Here is an 18,362-nt window from a genome sequence, read left to right on the forward strand (position 1 = left end):
ATTTTTTGCTTGCCAAATACAAGATGACCTTAAACATTAGTACCGTTGCGTTTATAATAAAATCAATTAAACAAAACAAGGAGAGATTAATTGATGCATACTGGTCAGAAAATAAAAGAATTAAGAAAATTAAAGCTCTGGACACAGGCTGAATTAGCAGAAAGATCAAAAGTCAGCGAAAGGACTGTCCGAAGGTTAGAGTCCTCTGGTACAGCAGAAAGTGCAACACTTTTATCTATCTTAGATGCTTTAGAAACAAATTTGAGTGAACTTGATAACATCTTTAGCGATGATGAATCTATAAAGAAAGCGAGTACAGAAAAGCATACAGATGTTAAGTTCCTTCACAGAATCCAGAGTGGTAGAGACTTGGTTAGAATCATCTCCCATGCACATCAATATGGATATGATTACCATGATTGTCAAACAGAAGAGCAAACTGAAGTTGTCCAAGTATTCCTAACAACAGTTGCGGATGTATTAGATATATGGAATATGGTTGAAATCAGTCAGAGGTTTGACTTAGAGAATAATTTATCAAAGGAGATTAAACAACTGGAGGAACATGGCTTGTGGGTTTTCGGTGATCGTCAGATTAATAAGAAGGATAATTGGATTACTGCTATTGTTGAGATTTACTCTAAAGATAACCCTTTGATTCAAAAAGTAAAATTTGATAAAGACTTAATGCAAAAAAACAAATAAAACACTTAGGCATTGCGAAATCATAAATATTAGCCAGTTCAGTAGAATAACTGCCTGGCTTTTCTTTATTTACTGGAATCATAGCAATACCTTTCTGTTCAAATCAGATTCCTCTTTGTTTTTCTGCAATGTTTCATATTCTTCTTCAAAACACATAAACCAATAACCCAATTCATCTTGCTTGCAGATGGCACTTCTTTGTTCAGATAAACCTTTCGCATTATAATTGTATGCAGATACCCTTTCTAAATCAAATTCTAAGTCATAATAGCGATATACCATTAAGACATTTGATTTTTGAACCGCATTCTTCCTTACTATCAATTTGTTCAGAAATTTAATGCGGTCACTTGATTCTACATTTTGAATTCCTATCACATTATGTGGAATGAAACCTTCTTCTGTATCAGAAAAGAGCTTATCGATTGTGTCTTCATCTTTATTCCATTGGTTTTCTCTTTCTAAATGCAGTGCAAGAAGCACATAATTCTCTTTATCTATTCTTTCATCCCACTTCCACCAAGCGAGATCCATTGGTCTTGACCGATCCTTTCTCTTATCATATTTTGCATCTTCAATAAAACTATCAAAACCAAGCATTTCGCCCAAATTTGCAAAGTAATCAATTTCCCTTTGAGTAAACATCGAGCGATTATGAATTCTGGACAAATTCAACCTTCTATAATTACGAACGTATCCCTCAAAAAATTGTATTAAGTCAAGATATTGTTTCTTCATCGGTTTATCCCTCCTAATTCTTCTTATCTATTTTCATGCCTCTAAATCTTCTCCTGAACTAACAAACTAAGTTCATCTTTATCTGGATACTTTGATCCAAAAAAATACGAGTAAAATCCCCATGCTGTTTGAACTTCTTCAAATGGCTCACTAAGTAACTCTGCCTGTTGCTTAAAACTACTATAGACTTCTGGTTTATCTAACACCAACAACATAATTCTTTGAAGTAATGTGAATGGTTTTGCTTCCATTACTTCCTTTCCAGTTCTTATTAAACCTCTATCCACTTGCTTTACAAGTCCATACCGTAAGAGGAAATTCAGCTTTTTACATGTACCTGTATAAGATAGTCCATATATCTCAGAAATTCGCTTCTTAGATAATCTACAAATTTGCTCATTATCCTCATTCTCAGCCAGGATACCAAGTAATTTCTTATAACCATCAACAGTCTCTTTGATTCTTATAACAGCTTCAGTATTCAAGATGCACCTACTTTATTTATTATATTTACAATAACTCTAAACCTACCATCTATTTATATTGTGCTATTTGATATTAGTTTCATTATTAATCAACTTATACAGCCCTTTACCAATCCTTTCAAAGTCATTGAAAACAACTGCATGATGTCTCGGAGTATTCACACAACACTTTGAAGTAATATGTGTTCGAATCGTTGATTCCTTGAATCCAGAATCATTCTTCAGCATAGACTTTACTACCTCGCTAACAGTAAACTCATTGATTCCTTTATTCCCCACAATAGTTCTAACTACGGTTAAAATTTCTTCTCTACAAGTTGATTTCTTATACGACACTTGCTTAGAGGGAATAGTTGATTTATCCACGCTGTTTTTATTTTCCACCTTCTTACCTTTAGATCTATTCCAAGATGGATTAAGCGTATTGATCAACCCCCATTCAACTTCAAATCTATTAGTAGTTTCATAAAAGTAAAGTTCAACATTGTAGTTGTTTATTGCATTCTTATAAATCTCGTTATTTATCCTACAATTAGTTGATTGGCCTCCAACAAAACAATTCCTCGGTGATATGTTTCCATATCCCAAGTTAAAACGTTTTGCAAGATTTTCGCATTCTCCTACATACTTAATTTTTTCGTCTATTTTTATTAGATAGACTCCTTCTCTCCTATGCTCTCTTGGAATCGCAAACCTACAAAATGGCCCCTTGCCATACTTATGTAACACAAGGTCATTTGAATTCTCATACTTATTCTGAGGATAGAATGCCTTAATATTGCCGTCTATTTCTTTTTCAGGTGCGATGTCATAAATGTGTTCGAAGCTAAAATCACAAACAAGTACATTATCCACTTTAAATGCCCCCATTTAGTTTATCTAATCATACATCCATACTCTCTTAGTATTTTTAGAGTAGCACAAACAAATTAATTCAGATAGTAATTGGAGTGTTGTGATGGAGTGTTGTGATTTCAGTGAAAGGCTTTAGTAGAGTGGTTTTACTCCTGAATCCCGTTTTTGAAAATTTATATCTGTAACAATAAATTAGAAGCCAATGTATGTTCCAAATATGAATGAATTATAGACACACCTTCAATAATACTTTCTTATCGTTAAGGGGATAGCATATGGACTTTTTTGAATTTACTTTTAAAGAAGGGGATACTTTTGAACATAAGTTCAAATCGGTAGAGAAATACGTAGGTAATAACATCAAAAACAAAATCAAACTTAGTTGGAAACCAACAGTAGTCATTCAAATCTTTAAGGAGAGACGTACAGTATCGCTTGAAAAAGATTTATACGATTTAAACAAGATATATAATCAAACTCTCTTAGTAAAAATATTCGGTGGTGCTACCTTATTTAATCACGTCTCTCTTAATTTAGAGTATCTAAGTGATGACCAACATTGGAAGGTAACATCTGTAAACCACGATCCTTTAGAGGGATGGCGAAACCTATCGTAATTACATTTGATTGGACATCAATAGTATTTAAAATAATCATTGGGTTGGATTTATAATCTTCCAACCCTTTCATTTCCATTTGGATAAATTGAGATAATATGATTAAATAACTCAGAAGATGAACTAATATCCAAACTGGTATATACGTCTTGATAATGCAGAATCCATTCAGAAGTTGCAGTTGGTATATGAGCAACATCATCAACAAAATTCACAAGTATTAGCCAGGTTGGAATTCCCACTTTCTTGTTCAATAAATATAAATATGTAAGACGATTGGATAATTGATAGTATTGTTCTAACCAGACTTCTATGGGAGCGTTAGATTCAACAGATGTTTTAACTTCAGCAATTGTATTCTCTATTAATGCTCTGCTATCTACATCTTTTGCCTGAATCTTTGAACGTAATTCTTTCAAATGTGATTTTGCTTCAACCAATAATAATCCTAAATTTCCGTTCTTCCCTTTGACAACAGCAATACCATCCCACTGTGGCCCAATCTTTGGCCAATACTTCTCTAATTGAATTCTTTTATCCTTCCATTCATCTTCAAGCTCTACGAATTCATTTCTATACTCCCGATATCCACTTCTCTTTAGGGGAGATTTCCATTCGATGGTAAGCTCTTTATCAATAAAAGCTAACAACGATGGAGAACTCATTAGAATTAACTCGTTTAATTTTCCTTGGTTATTGTTCACATAATTTTGCAGTAGAAATCTGCTTCCTTTTATAGCCCTCCCTGTCTTTAATTCCTTCAAAGTAAGGCTGACTCCATTATTCCTATCAGAAATTCCTTTTAATGAACTCAGACCAGGTAACTTCTCCTCCATTACTTGAAAAAAGGATTGTTGGTTCTCTTCCAGGAAGAGATAGCTGTGAGAGTAGCGTTTCGAAAATGCTTCTGTCCATCTCTTTTTACTAACCTTACTATAAAGAATTGTAATAGACTCAAACTGTCCTGTAGCTTCCTTAATATTTTCAATTCTTGCCATGTCTTGAAGAACATCAGATACAGAACCTCTATATTGGTAATTTTTAATGGTATCTTTATATTCTTGTATAAGAGATAGGTCGAGATCTGCGTTCTCTAAGTATCCGCCCCCAAATTGACTCTTTATTGATATACCAAATATAATTTTCCCATCGTATTCTACCGAAATATCAATTTCCTGATTATTACCTGCTTTCCCTATATAATGTGGCCCCCAAAATAATCGAATCCCATCTCTTTCTCCTAACTTATTTAAGGAAAGATAGTTTGATAGTAATTGTACAATAATTGGCTCTGTAGGATTCACAAAATTACCACTGCACTGATTCTTCAACCCATATACCTCATGACAACTTATGTCTGGATTATGTATGTTAGTAGGGAAATAACTGTTATATACTTTTGACAAACATTTCCCATCTCTTACTCTCACAAATCCTCGCCTCCATCCCATTAGTCATTCTTTAAATGAATCTTATCTCGTAAAGCTAAAACCTTTACTAACAATTCCCTTATTTCCTGCTCCCTAAAATCATGAATATGTATCCAATAGCGGTCATCAACTTCATATTCCTTAGTAATTTGGTAAATATCTTTTCCCCACACGTATGCAACAGAGCTTCCTTCTCTCATCTCCCTAACGATGACCTTTCCCTTATACTTGAAATTAACCTTATTTGGTTTAATCGAATATCGTTCCAAACTATATTGTTCATCTTCGAAAATAGCAACTTTTTGTTCAAAAGATAATGTCATTATATAACGCCTCCTTTTGTTTTCTCCACCATATCCCAAGGGTTAAGGGCGGAGAGCAAGTAAAGTTAATCTACTAAATATTGTATATCAAGTTTATAATACTACTATAAACGTTTAGTGTAGATAATTTCATTGGAGGGCATATAGGTGAGCAATACTTTGGGGACAATTGTTTTGGTTTTAGTAGTAATTATCATAACCTATTACATTTATTATAAGTTGAATAACAAAGGAAAATGGTCAAATTATCAACAATTAGTAAATGAAGATTCTCTTTTAACTGAACTGCCTTGGGAGGTACAAAGTTTTAATTCAACAGATCTAACTTTATACCGTAAACCAGAATCTTTGATTTTAACAGATCAACTAAAGAGTCACATTGGAGAAGTAATTAGATTTTCTCCAAATGCTAAAGACATAGTTAAAAGTGAAAAAAAAGTAATAGTTAAATTTAGTGAGGAAGTTCTCGAAAAAATAAAATCAGGAGAACTTAATATCATGAAGAAACAGGGCACTGGTGACCAGTTTAGAGCCATTGCCGTTGACAATAAAAATAGAATTAAAAATCATGGTTGGTTAGAAATTAAGGATTTAAAAAAAGTGAATCCTGCTCAATTAGCAAATGCTGTTTTGGGAGTAATGACTGTTATTACTGCTCAGGAACACTTAGAGAAGATAAATAAGCAATTAACTGTTATTGATCAAAAGATTGATACATTAATTAGGCAATATAACAATGATAAATTCGGGAAAATACAAGGTAATATCCGTTATTTAAAATCCATCTTACCAAGTATTCTTAACCAAGATGAAAAGTTACAGACTTATTTAATAAAAATAGAAGATTTTTCATCAACAGCTTACAATGAAATAGAGTCTATATTGCGAGAACTACCCTTACTAATAAATGACGCTTCACTTATAAAAGAAAAGGCAAAGTTTGGATTAGACAGAATTGTTAATGATATTAAAGAAACTATATTTACGTTTGAGCAAAAAGTATTATTAGGATACGGTAATTTAGAAGTTATGTCAGTGTGTTTAAAAATCATGAATGATTTAGGTAATAATACAGAAGTCAACATTAATAGATTAAACGATATTGAGAATTATTATAAGCAATTAAACGAGTATCACAACAAATATGAAAAAATCCTAAAAGATAAAAACCTTACTCTTGATGCAACCTTTAGAAGAAATAAAATAGTGAATAATAAAAAAGAGGAAATTAAAAAGCATTTATCATATCACTATGATACGATTTATAACAACATGTCAGCAGTCAATCAGCAAATTAATCAATTGAAAAGTAAACAAAAAGACTTGGTTGAAGATCCAGTTAATCTTCAAATTGAATACGATGAAAATGATAATATAACTGCTGTATATAGATTGAAACAGAAAATGTTGTAGGACTAACCTACAACATTTTTCATATTGTATAATCTTAAAAAGTATTTCTTTTCCTTAACCCTTACCGTCTACTATGTGCCTTTGTAACTCAGTTTTACAATCCTCCCCCATCCCCCGCAAGCCCCTCTCCCACTTGCCCTCACGCCCTTTTCCCCGCTCTTTTTATGGAAGTAGGTTTTACAATGAAACCTGCCATTTTTGAAAGATATCAGGTGGAAATTATGGACAGAAAGGATCGAAAAATGGAACTCGGTTTTACAGAGTAGAAATAAGGAGCAGGTGAAGGGATGGAGGATTTTCAGGCATTTTCCCACTCTTTTCTTCACGCCTTTTTTCCTGCCTATTTCCCTGGATCTCTTGTATCACATGCCTTTTCAGGCTTCTCCCATAATAAAAAAGAACCGAGAAGGCGTACCAACGGTACGCTCCCGATTCTTCTTGGGTGCTACATATTTGTTTCATGCTTTCTCCCGTTCATTGTAAAACTTACTTACAGATTGTATAAGTGAGTTACAGATTGTAAGAAAGAGTTATGGGGAGACACGACCCTTCTGGAGTCTTAAATTATTTTATTCAACTGTAACGGATTTAGCCAGGTTACGTGGCTTATCGACGTCACAGTCGCGGTGCAATGCAGCGTAGTAAGAAATCAATTGCATTGGTATTACTGAGATAAGAGGTGTTAATAGGCTGTGCACTTCTGGAATGACGAAGCGGTCTTCGTCTGTTTCCAGTCCATTCATGGAGATGATGCACGGGTTGGCTCCGCGGGCAACGACTTCCTTGACGTTTCCACGGATGCTCAGGTTAACGAATTCTTGTGTTGCAAGGGCGATTACCGGTGTGCCTTCTTCGATCAAAGCAATTGTTCCGTGCTTCAGTTCTCCGCCAGCAAAGCCTTCAGCCTGAATGTACGAAATTTCTTTTAGCTTCAACGCGCCTTCAAGACCTACGTAGAAATCGATTCCGCGTCCGATGAAGAATGCGTTTCTTGTGACAGTCAGGTATTCGCGTGCGATGCTTTCGAATTCTTCTTTGTCGTCGCAAAGAGCTTCCATTGCTGTCGCTACAATTCCTAATTCCTGTACAAGATCAAAGTCTACTGTGTGACCGATTCCGCGAGCTGTTACTTCTGCTAAAATTGCCAGGACAGCAAGCTGCGCTGTATACGCTTTTGTTGAAGCAACCGCGATTTCCGGGCCAGCATGAAGAAGAAGAGTGTAGTCTGCTTCACGGGAAAGCGTTGAACCAGGTACGTTCGTAATCGTCAATGCTTTGTAGCCCATTTCCTTCACCTGAACAAGAACCTGGCGGCTGTCCGCAGTTTCTCCACTCTGTGAAATGAAGATGAACAATGGCTTTTCAGATAGAAGCGGCATATTGTAACCGAACTCACTTGAGATATGGACTTCAACAGGAATCTTCGCCAATTTTTCGATGAACTGCTTGCCAACAAGGCCTGCATGATAGGAAGTACCCGCAGCGATAACATAAATGCGGTCTGCTTCTTTCATTGCAGCAACGATGTCAGAATCGATTTCAAGAGCGCCTTCGCCATCCTGGTAGTTCTGGATGATTTTGCGCATCACAAGCGGCTGCTCGTCGATTTCCTTGAGCATGTAGTGTGGGTATGTTCCCTTTTCAATGTCGCTTGCATCAAGCTCAGCTGTATAAGGAGCGCGAGAAATCACTTCTCCATCAAGGTTCTTGATTGTCACTTCATCCTTTGTGACAATAACCATTTCCTTATCCATCAGTTCAACATACTGGTTTGTCACCTGGATCATTGCCATCGCGTCACTAGCAACAACATTGAAGCCATCGCCAAGGCCAACAAGTAGCGGGCTCTTGTTTTTCGCCACAAAAATCGTATCTTCGTTTTGCTCATCTATCAGGGCAAGTGCATATGAACCATGTAAAAGTGACAGCGTCTTACTGAACGCTTCTTCTAAACTCAGACCATCCTTTACGAACAGTTCAATTAACTGAACGATAATTTCAGTGTCTGTTTCACTTTTCAATTCGACATTCTGCAAATACTCGCGCTTCAATAGATCATAGTTCTCGATCACACCATTGTGGACAAGAGTTAATCTGCCAGTTGAGCTTTGGTGAGGGTGAGCGTTCACCTTGCTTGGAGGACCGTGAGTAGCCCAGCGAGTATGGCCGATACCAGCGTTCGCCATTACATCGTTGTCCACAACATTGCGAAGGTCTGCAATGCGTCCTTTTTCCTTAAAAACGTGAACTCCCTTTTCGTTCATGACGGCGATTCCCGCAGAGTCATAGCCTCTGTACTCAAGCTTTTCCAGACCTTTTAATAAAATCTCTTTCGAGTCATTATTTCCGATATATCCAACGATTCCACACATAACTTCTTTTCCTCCTGTACGACAGGGGGCAAGAAGCCTCTTATATAGGGGCGCTTGCCCCCTTATCTCATATAATTGATTTGAGGTCAGACTTTAACTTTAATATCCGATCCCCGCTAGATTTAGCATCCCCATCTCTTTGTGCATTAAGTTGCCTTAATGTTTTAAAGATGGAATTCGCGGCTGTGCTTTCAGCCGGGAGGCATCCGCCGAAACTTCGATAAACCTCCACCTCGTCAACTAACCCACATTTACGGTCAAGGATTAGTCCTGGCGCTTTAGTTTCCCCTTGATCTACCTCTGCCCACCTTTCCAATAAGATCGTTTTATAAGGCATATGTTGCACACACAGCCTTATTTACAAAAACAGGATTATCATACATGATACTCATGCATCCGTCAATAGAAAACAAAGGAAAACAGCCTTCCCGTACAAATACCCTTTACAGGATGACTAAAAACTCCCTTCACAAGAAAAGCGTAAGCGCCTTGTTCAGCCCTGACAAGCGCTGGAGGGCCGATCAGTGAAGTCGCTCTTTGACTTCATTGGGCGGACCGAAGCGACTCGAGGGGCTAGGCGCTGGAGCTGGACACTCCTCTAAGTGAAAAAAATTCTTCTATAAATAAATATGCATAAGGGCTCTTCTACGTGCCGAAGCCCTTATGCATAAGACTGTTTCCTATTCTTTTAATCCCATTTCTTCTTCTACAACGACAGCAATCCGTCTTACATATTCTTCGCAAAGCTCTGCTGTTGCTGCTTCTGCCATAACGCGTACCAATGGCTCTGTTCCGGAAGGACGAACAAGAATCCGTCCGTTGCCGTTCATTTCCGCTTCAACTTGTTCAATCACTGCTTTTACCTTCTCGTTATCTGTTACATGGTGCTTATCCGTCACCCGGATATTCACGAGCATCTGAGGATACTTCTTCATTTCTCCAGCCAATTCAGAAAGCGGTTTGTTCGTTGCTTTCATGATATTGGCAAGCTGAAGGCCAGTTAACAGGCCGTCACCAGTTGTATTGTAATCAAGGAAAATGATGTGCCCGGACTGCTCGCCGCCGAGGTTGTACCCATTCTTCTTCATTTCTTCCACTACATAGCGGTCGCCAACAGCAGTCTGAACACTATGTACTCCGTGCTCTTCCAGGCCTTTGTAAAAACCAAGGTTGCTCATTACGGTAGAAACAACAGTACCCTGCTTCAGCTGGCCTCTATCCTTTAAGAACTTGCCGCAAATATACATGATTTGATCGCCATCAACGATGTTTCCCTTTTCATCGATCGCAATCAGGCGGTCGCCATCTCCATCAAATGCAAGCCCAAGATCTGCACCCTTTTCTTTAACGAATGCAGCAAGTGCTTCAGGATGCGTTGACCCAACACCATCATTGATATTCAAACCGTTAGGTGATGCTCCCATTGTTGAAGTATCAGCATCAAGGTCAGCAAACAAATGCGTAGCCAAAGATGATGTTGCCCCATGTGCGCAGTCCAGCGCGATATGCAGCCCTGTGAATTCTTCATCAACTGATTGCTTAAGATATTGAAGGTACTTTTGGCCGCCTTCAAAGTAATCATTCACCTGTCCTAGGTTAGCACCTACAGGACGAGGAAGCTCATCCACTTCCATATCCATCAATTGTTCGATTTCATTCTCTTGATCATCAGAAAGCTTATATCCATCCGGGCCAAAGAATTTGATGCCATTATCCGCAACTGGATTGTGGGAAGCAGAAATCATAACTCCGGCCTGTGCACCAAGGGCCTTCGTCAAATACGCTACCCCTGGAGTAGAGATGACACCGAGCCTCATTACTTCCGCTCCGATTGATAATAGGCCGGCAACCAGCGCTCCTTCAAGCATATGTCCGGAAATACGAGTGTCCCTTCCAATTAAAACTTTAGGGCGGTCATGTTCTTTTGTAAGGACATAGCCTCCAAAGCGTCCAAGCTTGAAAGCTAATTCTGGTGTCAATTCGCTGTTCGCAACACCACGTACTCCATCTGTACCGAAATATTTACCCATTCTTAAAATCTCTCCTTGTATGAAAAATTGCAGTCAATTACGCATCTTTTTTCGCAACCGATATACTGGCTTTTTCTTTAGCCAATTTCCATGTTATATTTTGAGGTGCTGTCACTTTCATGTCGACTTCATGATTTCCTTCATCCAGTTCCGACACATCAATCAGGATCTTAAAATCATCCGATGACAGAGCTGAAACAATATCACTCGGTCCAGAAACGGTCAAGTTGGTCTGACCGTTTGCAGGATCAAGGAAGTTGACTTCAAAGCCTTCATCCATTCCATCTATTTCTATGGGAACATTGGAAATGCTTTTCTCGGAAGCCTTTGTGACTTTCACGGTCACTTTTACCGTTTCGGGTGATACCTTGACAATTCCTTCACCGATGATGACTGGGAGGGTAATCTCCGTATTCTCATCAATCTTGCTGACATCCACTTCTACCCTGACATTATCAAATTCCTCGAGTACGCCTGGGTCAGCGATGATTTCTGCTTCCTTCGTTTCCAACGTTATTGAATCGATTGTTACTCCACTTGGAGGAGTCCCTTTTCGGACAATATCAATCGGTACCTTTTTGCTTGAGCTTTTAATCGGGATTGTTACCTCGACAACCTGAGGTTCCACAACGACATTAAGCTTGTTCATATCTTTATCCAGAGCTAGTACACTTGCTTCTCGTGTAATTGTTTCTGATATTTTCCCTGAAGAATTGACAGTTGCTTTCACAAAAGTGATTTTATCCACGACATCTTTGGCACCTGTTATTTGGACTTTATTAGGCTTTACCGCTGGCTTCTCGGCTATATAGCCTTCCTCAACTATATTACCGCTGAACTCAGCCTCCACCTTGAATTCCTTCGTCACCTTTTCCTGGATGGAAACATTCGCATAACCAGGTTCGATGGTAACGGTCAGGCGATCCGAAACATCTTTAATCGTAATCGGGACTCGCTGATTTCCGAGCTCCGCCTCTGTCAAATCTACGAACACTTCGAAATTCCGCAGAGTTTTCGCCTGCTGAACAAGGTTCTTTGGGCCTTGCAGCGTGACTGTAACAGTCTCAGGAACACCGGATACTACTAAAGTATCGGTATCATAAACCCTTTTTACCGGTACATTTTCAACCGTCTCCACCTTTTCATCTGATGGTACATACACATCACCGGGCTTATCGGGATCATTCTTAGGTACAGACCCGAAGAGCAGGACGGCTAGAACCAGGGCAACCACTTTTATGAACCAGGGATTATCCATCCATTTATCCATTTTTCTTCCCCCTCCAATTCCAGCGGGTAGAAGCGGCCTGCTTAATTCTTGATGGGGAAATCAGTTCGGCTGTGAGCAGTTCCCTAAGCGTTTCCCCGCTCAAGTCGCGGTAAAGTTCACCATTCCGGGTAACCGATACATTCCCTGTCTCCTCAGAAACCACAATCGTGATACTGTCAGTTACTTCACTGATTCCAAGAGCGGCCCTGTGCCTTGTACCCAGCTCCTTCGAGATGAACGGACTTTCCGACAGCGGCAGATAACATGCAGCCGCTGCTACGATGTTTTTCTGTATGACTACAGCTCCATCATGAAGCGGTGTGTTCGGTATAAAAAGATTAATCAACAGTTCAGATGAGATTCTTGATTGAAGCTGAATGCCTGTTTCTATGTAATCACTCATTCCTGTTTCTCTTTCAATTGAGATCAATGCTCCGATCCGGCGCTTCGCCATATAATCGGTTGCCTTGATAATGGCCTCCACCATCTTCTCTTCGTCTTCCTCTTCCTGCAGCCCTGATCTGGCAAAGAGCCTTCCCCTGCCGAGCTGTTCGAGTGCCCGTCGCAATTCGGGCTGGAAGATGATGATAATGGCCAGGAATCCCCAGGTTAGTACTTGTTCCATCATCCAGCTAAGAGTATTCAATCCGAAGTAATCACTGACAAACTTTACGATCAGGATAACAAAGATCCCTTTTAAAAGCTGGACAGCCTTTGTTCCTCGAATTATCGCAATCAGCTTATAAATGACGAACCAAACCAGGAGAATGTCAACAATATTAGCTAGATATTCTAAAAAATCGAAATCCGCAAACGACATTGCACTTCCTCCAGTTGAGTAGTAAGACTGTTTCAGAAAAGCAGCTAACCTTCCTGAAAGTTCAATCAGCCTTGTAGTAAAGCTCTTTTCGTAAAAATGACGAAACAGCGTTTGTAAAGGCTCTTTTTTCAAACAGCCTTTGTAAAAAAAAGCGGAAGATGCCAATGCACTTCAGCCTATAAACAAAGATAACTTTCTTATTATAACATAAGCGTTGTTTAAATTAATAATGAAGTCTACTGCAGTTCCCTGCCAATTAATCCTTTTTGATGGACTCTAAAAAACAGCCATTCCTACTGGAATGACTGTTCTTTATCATCGTTCTCAAAAAGATCTGCCGTATTTTTAGCTGTCTTCTTAATATGGTACCAGATCCACTCGAACACTTCATTAACCTCTGTTATTTCACCGGTGACATTGCCCGCAGAAGCCATGTAATTTTCACCCTTGATCAACTCACCGTTGATCACTGTGACATTCCCCTGGACTTCGCCTTCAATTTTCACCTTGCCATTCCTGACAACGACATCACCCTTGACGACTTCTCCTTCAGGCACGATGACTGTATCGTTTTGGACAATCAAATTAGGCTGCTTCGATACTGAAAACTGATGTTCTTCGTTCCATGTTGAAAAGATGCTGCCGGTCATTAAAGCTAAAAAGAGCGAGGCAGCTGTTAAAACTGGATGACTCCTGAACCACCGCTGTATTTCCGTCTTTTTCTTTTCCTTTGGCAATCCGGCCATTACTTTTGAAGTAAAATCATCCGGAGCCTGGATGTGAGAGGTACTCTGAACAAGAGCGATTGCTTTATTCAGCTCCCTGAAGTATTCCTGGCAATCTGAACAGCTTTGCAGGTGCTCCCTTAAAATCTTTTCATGTTCTTCTGAGATTTCTTCATCTAGGTATTCATGCATATAGTCGATAATTTGTTCAGAACATTTCATATTCTTTCACCTCACCTTATACGTGTCGCAACTGTTGCCTTAAGGCTTCTCTTCCTCGATGGATCCTCGTCTTCACTGTGCCAAGCGGCAAATCCAGTATTTCACTAATCTCATTCAGGCTGAGTTCTTCAATATACTTTAATACGATGACCGACCGATATTTATCGGGTAGTTTTGAAATTTCTTTTTGAATTGTATCGTGTAATTCGATACTTTCAACCTCATCTTCTGGTAAGGGTGTTTCCGATGGAACCTGAGAATACATCGTCAAGCCCTCTGTTCCAGGCACTTCCGCATCAAGGAAATAATCAGGTTTCTTTTTACGGATCCGGTCAATGCATAGGTTAGTAGCAATTCTATACAGCCATGTTGAAAACTTCAAGTTTTGATTGAAGCTGTTGATATTGATATATGCACGGATAAAAGCTTCTTGTGAAATATCTTCTGCCTCATGCCGATTCCCGAGCATACGGTAGCAAAGCTGGAATACCTTGTCCTTGTATACTTCAACAATCTCTCCATAGGCATTCTGGTCACCCTTGATCACCTGTTTTATTCTGTGTTTTACAATTGTCTCCATTATTTTACCTCCGCGCTTCATGCGGCTAATCGATATACGAATCGATTCCGTAAAAGGTTTCGTTTTTTTTATAAAAACTTTATTTAAGTATGTAATTGACAAAATCATCTACGAACTGACTTATTCTTGCAAAAAAAGTCTAAAAAACTCGATAAGTTAATATTAACAAATTTTTACCAGTTTGGTTTAAAAAGTTTTTACAGGGGTATAAATGGACTATATTTCAGTTGAAAGCGAGGAAACAATTAATGTGTGCAGAAACGTTGTTGAAGGATATTGAAAATTGCCGTAAAGAGATGGTTGAATTAGCCGCAAAAACCTCGCTGTCAAATCAACGGGTTGTAGATATCAGCACTAAACTCGACCATTTACTAAATAAATACTATCACTTATCATCAAAAAATACATTTCTATATTAATAATAAGAGAGCAGCAGCCACATGGCCGCTGCTCCTATTTTTTCTCACTAATATGAGTCTATTCCAAAACTACTGGAGCATTACAAAAGTTTCTCTCCAAATAAAGATCCCATCAACGCGACTGCTGCGACAGCTGTCTTGTTCTTTTCATCAAGAATTGGATTCACTTCGACGAATTCAGCTGAAGTGATGATTTTTGCTTCAGCCAACATTTCCATTGCCAGATGGCTCTCACGGTAACTGATTCCTCCGGTTACCGGCGTCCCGACACCAGGAGCATCTGTTGGATCCAGCCCATCCAGATCAAGTGAAAGATGGACGCCATCTGTCTTATCTTTAAGATAGTTGACTGTTTCCTCAATGACCGCAGCCATTCCGAGCCGGTCAATTTCATGCATCGTGAACACCTTGATGCCAAGCTCCCTGATTAAATCCTTCTCACCATCATCCAGCGCACGTGCCCCGATGATGACAATGTTTTCTGGTTTTACCTTTGGTGCATACCCGCCTAACTGAGTCAGCATTTCATGTCCTAATCCCAGGCTGGCAGCCAATGGCATTCCGTGGATGTTCCCTGATGGTGAAGTATCTGCTGTATTCAAGTCAGCATGTGCATCATACCAAATGACACCCAGGTTTTTATAATGCTTGGATACACCCGTTAAAGTGCCAATCGCAATGCTGTGGTCGCCTCCTAAGACAAGCGGAAAAGACCCTGATTCAATAATTCTGTCTACCTCACCAGCAAGCAAGCTGTTTTTTTCAGCCACTAGCTCCAGATTGCGGAGATTGCTGTTAGGATCAATCTTTACCTCCGGCCGGCCAACTGCTATATCTCCCAAATCCTCTATCTCATCAAATAACACTCTTAATCTTTCATTAATTCCAGCATAACGGATCGCACTTGGGCCCATGTCGACTCCCCTTCTCATCTGACCCAAATCCATAGGCATGCCAATAATCGAAAGTTTCTTCATATATTATTCCCCCTAGCTTTCTCTCATCTACCCCCTATTTTAAACGCTTTCATCCGAATGACTCAACCGGACAATTTCGTGAATATATATACAGTTTGGAATTAAGTGAATTTATGGTCTGGATTCAGGGATACCTGTACCACCTTTTTGGGGAGTTTGAACAATTTTAGCGTGAGTAGCAGCGGAACCCGTATATCCAACTGCACTTTCTTGACAGCTTTGGACTCTGCAGACTGAAACCTGTCACAATAACGGCTTTTTCTTGACAGCTTTGTGCTCCACAGCCTGAACCCTGTCACAATAACGGCTTTTTCTTGACAGCTTTGGACTCCGTTGCCTGAAACCTGTCACAATAACAGCACTTTCTTGACAGCTTTGGACTCTGTTGCCTGAAACCTGTCACAATAACAGCACTTTCTTGACAGCTTTGGACTCCAAAGCCTGAAACCTGTCACAATAACAGCACTTTCTTGACAGCTTTGGACTCCAAAGCCTGAAACCTGTCACAATAACCGCTTTTTCTTGACAGCTTTGGGCTCCGCAGCCTGAAACCTGTCACAATAACCGCTTTTTCTTGACAGCTTTGGGCTCCGCAGCCTGAAACCTGTCACAATAACCGCTTTTTCTTGACAGCTTTGGCCTCCAAAGCCTGAAACCTGTCACAATAACAGCACTTTCTTGACAGCTTTGGACTCTGCAGCCTGAAACCTGTCACAATAACAGCACTTTCTTGACAGCTTTGGACTCTGTTGCCTGAAACCTGTCAAAATCACACTAGCTTCTTGACAGCGCTAGCTCTAGCTCTTTCTCCTCCAATGCTGTCTAAACATTGACCTACTGATATCACTGAAATAGAAGGCCAAAAATCCAATAGACTGTTAGGAGGAATAAAAAAAGCCATAAACCCGGTTGGATTTATGGCTGAAATGGTATTTATGTAGTGTGATGGTGGAGCCTAGCGGGATCGAACCGCTGACCTCCTGCGTGCAAGGCAGGCGCTCTCCCAGCTGAGCTAAGGCCCCATTTGGAGCGGAAGACGGGATTCGAACCCGCGACCCCAACCTTGGCAAGGTTGTATTCTACCACTGAACTACTTCCGCATGATTTTATTATAATTGATAAAACCCCTAAAAATAAAGGATTAAGTTCATTCTTAGGGGTCTTAACATGAGTGAGCCATGAAGGACTCGAACCTTCGACCCTCTGATTAAAAGTCAGATGCTCTACCGACTGAGCTAATGGCTCGTTAATGGCTGGGCTAGCTGGATTCGAACCAACGCATGTCGCAGTCAAAGTGCGATGCCTTACCGCTTGGCTATAGCCCAATGAAAAAATAAAAAGGACATTAGTAGCTTGTCCAATGTTAATATGTATTAAAATGGTGGAGGGGGACGGATTCGAACCGCCGAACCCTGAGGGAGCGGATTTACAGTCCGCCGCGTTTAGCCACTTCGCTACCCCTCCACATATAAATGCTTCTGTACCTAGATAGATGCTCAAAATCCCTTCGGGATTTCTCGCATGCTTCCGCTGAAGTTTATTCAAGGAAGAAAGAAGCATGGTGCCGGCAAGAGGACTTGAACCCCCAACCTACTGATTACAAGTCAGTTGCTCTACCAATTGAGCTACACCGGCATTAGGAAATATCACTGAGTAAAAATAATGGTGGAGGATGACGGGATCGAACCGCCGACCCTCTGCTTGTAAGGCAGATGCTCTCCCAGCTGAGCTAATCCTCCATTGTTAAACTGTTTATTAAAGTTGATGGTGACCCCTACGGGATTCGAACCCGTGTTACCGCCGTGAAAGGGCGGTGTCTTAACCGCTTGACCAAGGGGCCATATAATAATATATTCAGAGCTTCCAAGCGGGCTCGAACCGCTGACCTCTTCCTTACCATGGAAGTGCTCTACCTGCTGAGCTATGGAAGCATATTGCTGCCAGCTCAAATGACTTTCGTCATTTAGAGATAATGGCTCCGCAGGTAGGATTCGAACCTACGACCGCTCGGTTAACAGCCGAGTGCTCTACCACTGAGCTACTGCGGAATAGTGGTAATTTATCATAACTCTTGCAGATGATTCGAATGCCTCACCTTAGGAATTTGTCCAAGATGAAATGCATTTTTGCCCGGCGGCGTCCTACTCTCACAGGGGGAAACCCCCAACTACCATCGGCGCTGAGAAGCTTAACTTCCGTGTTCGGTATGGGAACGGGTGTGACCTTCTCGCCATCGCCACCAGACAATTCTTTAGGACAATATTTATTATACTGTCTTTTATGCATTTTTCAAGAGGAAATTTTTATTCCCTCAAAACTAGATAATGTTTGTAAGAAGAAGAAGAAAAACGAGTAATCTATTTGGTTAAGTCCTCGAACGA

At 39.9% G+C, this 18,362-nt stretch carries 16 protein-coding genes, 10 tRNA genes and 1 rRNA gene; 4 read left to right on the forward strand and 23 right to left on the reverse strand.

Annotated elements, in window-relative coordinates; genetic code table 11:
- The first annotated feature begins 93 nt into the window (after positions 1–93).
- A complete protein-coding gene (locus J7E32_RS10890; RefSeq protein WP_214907199.1) occupies positions 94–705 on the forward strand; it encodes a helix-turn-helix domain-containing protein in 612 nt (203 codons plus the stop codon).
- Positions 706–783: 78 nt separating this feature from the next.
- Here J7E32_RS10890 and J7E32_RS10895 read toward each other — a convergent pair whose 3' ends face one another.
- The 3 genes from J7E32_RS10895 to J7E32_RS10905 form a co-directional block, all read right to left on the reverse strand.
- Positions 784–1,443, reverse strand: coding sequence for a hypothetical protein (locus tag J7E32_RS10895; RefSeq protein ID WP_214907201.1), 660 nt, complete (start codon positions 1,441–1,443; stop codon positions 784–786).
- Positions 1,444–1,484: 41 nt separating this feature from the next.
- On the reverse strand, positions 1,485–1,928 hold the full coding sequence (locus tag J7E32_RS10900; protein ID WP_214907203.1) for a hypothetical protein: 444 nt from the start codon (positions 1,926–1,928) through the stop codon (positions 1,485–1,487).
- A 63-nt stretch (positions 1,929–1,991) separates the two neighbouring features.
- A complete protein-coding gene (locus J7E32_RS10905) occupies positions 1,992–2,783 on the reverse strand; it encodes a GIY-YIG nuclease family protein (RefSeq protein WP_214907205.1) in 792 nt (263 codons plus the stop codon).
- 275 nt (positions 2,784–3,058) lie between these two features.
- Between J7E32_RS10905 and J7E32_RS10910 the strand changes: the two genes are divergently transcribed.
- Entirely contained in the window at positions 3,059–3,400 is a 342-nt protein-coding gene (locus J7E32_RS10910; protein ID WP_214907206.1) for a hypothetical protein, read from the forward strand.
- A 50-nt stretch (positions 3,401–3,450) separates the two neighbouring features.
- Here the strand turns inward: J7E32_RS10910 and J7E32_RS10915 are convergent, their stop codons facing one another.
- Entirely contained in the window at positions 3,451–4,830 is a 1,380-nt protein-coding gene (locus J7E32_RS10915) for a hypothetical protein (RefSeq protein ID WP_214907207.1), read from the reverse strand.
- A gap of 20 nt (positions 4,831–4,850) precedes the next feature.
- The gene (locus J7E32_RS10920; RefSeq protein WP_214907208.1) at positions 4,851–5,153 is read right to left on the reverse strand and encodes a hypothetical protein; all 303 of its coding nucleotides are present in this window, start codon (positions 5,151–5,153) and stop codon (positions 4,851–4,853) included.
- A 147-nt stretch (positions 5,154–5,300) separates the two neighbouring features.
- Here J7E32_RS10920 and J7E32_RS10925 point away from each other — a divergent pair, with 147 nt between their 5' ends.
- The gene (locus J7E32_RS10925; RefSeq protein ID WP_214907209.1) at positions 5,301–6,566 is read left to right on the forward strand and encodes a hypothetical protein; all 1,266 of its coding nucleotides are present in this window, start codon (positions 5,301–5,303) and stop codon (positions 6,564–6,566) included.
- A gap of 569 nt (positions 6,567–7,135) precedes the next feature.
- Here the strand turns inward: J7E32_RS10925 and glmS are convergent.
- From glmS to sigW, 6 genes are all read right to left on the reverse strand, one after another.
- A complete protein-coding gene (gene glmS / locus J7E32_RS10930; protein ID WP_214907210.1) occupies positions 7,136–8,938 on the reverse strand; it encodes a glutamine--fructose-6-phosphate transaminase (isomerizing) in 1,803 nt (600 codons plus the stop codon).
- A gap of 680 nt (positions 8,939–9,618) precedes the next feature.
- Entirely contained in the window at positions 9,619–10,968 is a 1,350-nt protein-coding gene (glmM, locus tag J7E32_RS10935; RefSeq protein WP_214907212.1) for a phosphoglucosamine mutase, read from the reverse strand.
- 37 nt (positions 10,969–11,005) lie between these two features.
- Positions 11,006–12,238: a CdaR family protein gene (locus J7E32_RS10940; protein WP_214907214.1), complete on the reverse strand. Its 1,233-nt coding sequence runs from the start codon at positions 12,236–12,238 to the stop codon at positions 11,006–11,008.
- On the reverse strand, positions 12,231–13,058 hold the full coding sequence (gene cdaA / locus J7E32_RS10945) for a diadenylate cyclase CdaA (protein ID WP_214907216.1): 828 nt from the start codon (positions 13,056–13,058) through the stop codon (positions 12,231–12,233). The genes J7E32_RS10940 and cdaA overlap by 8 nt, the downstream gene beginning before the upstream one ends.
- Before the next feature lie 293 nt (positions 13,059–13,351).
- Positions 13,352–14,005 carry an anti-sigma factor family protein gene (locus J7E32_RS10950; protein WP_214907218.1) on the reverse strand — a complete coding sequence of 218 codons (654 nt, stop codon included), beginning with the start codon at positions 14,003–14,005 and terminating at the stop codon, positions 13,352–13,354.
- A gap of 16 nt (positions 14,006–14,021) precedes the next feature.
- Positions 14,022–14,585, reverse strand: a complete 564-nt coding sequence (gene sigW / locus J7E32_RS10955) for an RNA polymerase sigma factor SigW (RefSeq protein ID WP_102264886.1) — start codon at positions 14,583–14,585, stop codon at positions 14,022–14,024.
- 248 nt (positions 14,586–14,833) lie between these two features.
- On the opposite strand from sigW, the gene J7E32_RS10960 reads away from it, so the two are divergent.
- Positions 14,834–15,004, forward strand: a complete 171-nt coding sequence (locus J7E32_RS10960) for an aspartyl-phosphate phosphatase Spo0E family protein (RefSeq protein WP_081742165.1) — start codon at positions 14,834–14,836, stop codon at positions 15,002–15,004.
- An 80-nt stretch (positions 15,005–15,084) separates the two neighbouring features.
- On the opposite strand, the gene rocF is transcribed toward J7E32_RS10960, so the two are convergent.
- The 12 genes from rocF to rrf all read right to left on the reverse strand — a co-directional run bounded on the left by rocF (position 15,085) and on the right by rrf (position 18,225).
- The gene (gene rocF / locus J7E32_RS10965; protein WP_214907220.1) at positions 15,085–15,981 is read right to left on the reverse strand and encodes an arginase; all 897 of its coding nucleotides are present in this window, start codon (positions 15,979–15,981) and stop codon (positions 15,085–15,087) included.
- 946 nt (positions 15,982–16,927) lie between these two features.
- Positions 16,928–17,003 (reverse strand) — tRNA-Ala (locus tag J7E32_RS10970).
- Between the two features lie 3 nt (positions 17,004–17,006).
- Positions 17,007–17,081 (reverse strand) — tRNA-Gly (locus J7E32_RS10975).
- A 72-nt stretch (positions 17,082–17,153) separates the two neighbouring features.
- Positions 17,154–17,226, reverse strand: a tRNA-Lys gene (locus J7E32_RS10980).
- 5 nt (positions 17,227–17,231) lie between these two features.
- Positions 17,232–17,306, reverse strand: a tRNA-Gln gene (locus J7E32_RS10985).
- A 54-nt stretch (positions 17,307–17,360) separates the two neighbouring features.
- Positions 17,361–17,445 (reverse strand) — tRNA-Tyr (locus J7E32_RS10990).
- A 95-nt stretch (positions 17,446–17,540) separates the two neighbouring features.
- A tRNA-Thr gene (locus tag J7E32_RS10995) sits at positions 17,541–17,616 on the reverse strand.
- Between the two features lie 28 nt (positions 17,617–17,644).
- Positions 17,645–17,720: transfer RNA gene (locus tag J7E32_RS11000), tRNA-Val, on the reverse strand.
- 26 nt (positions 17,721–17,746) lie between these two features.
- Positions 17,747–17,821: transfer RNA gene (locus J7E32_RS11005), tRNA-Glu, on the reverse strand.
- 18 nt (positions 17,822–17,839) lie between these two features.
- Positions 17,840–17,912, reverse strand: a tRNA-Thr gene (locus J7E32_RS11010).
- 42 nt (positions 17,913–17,954) lie between these two features.
- Positions 17,955–18,029 (reverse strand) — tRNA-Asn (locus tag J7E32_RS11015).
- An 80-nt stretch (positions 18,030–18,109) separates the two neighbouring features.
- A 5S ribosomal RNA gene (gene rrf / locus J7E32_RS11020) occupies positions 18,110–18,225 on the reverse strand.
- Positions 18,226–18,362: the final 137 nt, after the last annotated feature.

It is taken from the genome of Bacillus sp. ISL-55, assembly GCF_018613155.1.
In the GTDB taxonomy this organism is placed as follows: domain Bacteria; phylum Bacillota; class Bacilli; order Bacillales; family Cytobacillaceae; genus Mesobacillus.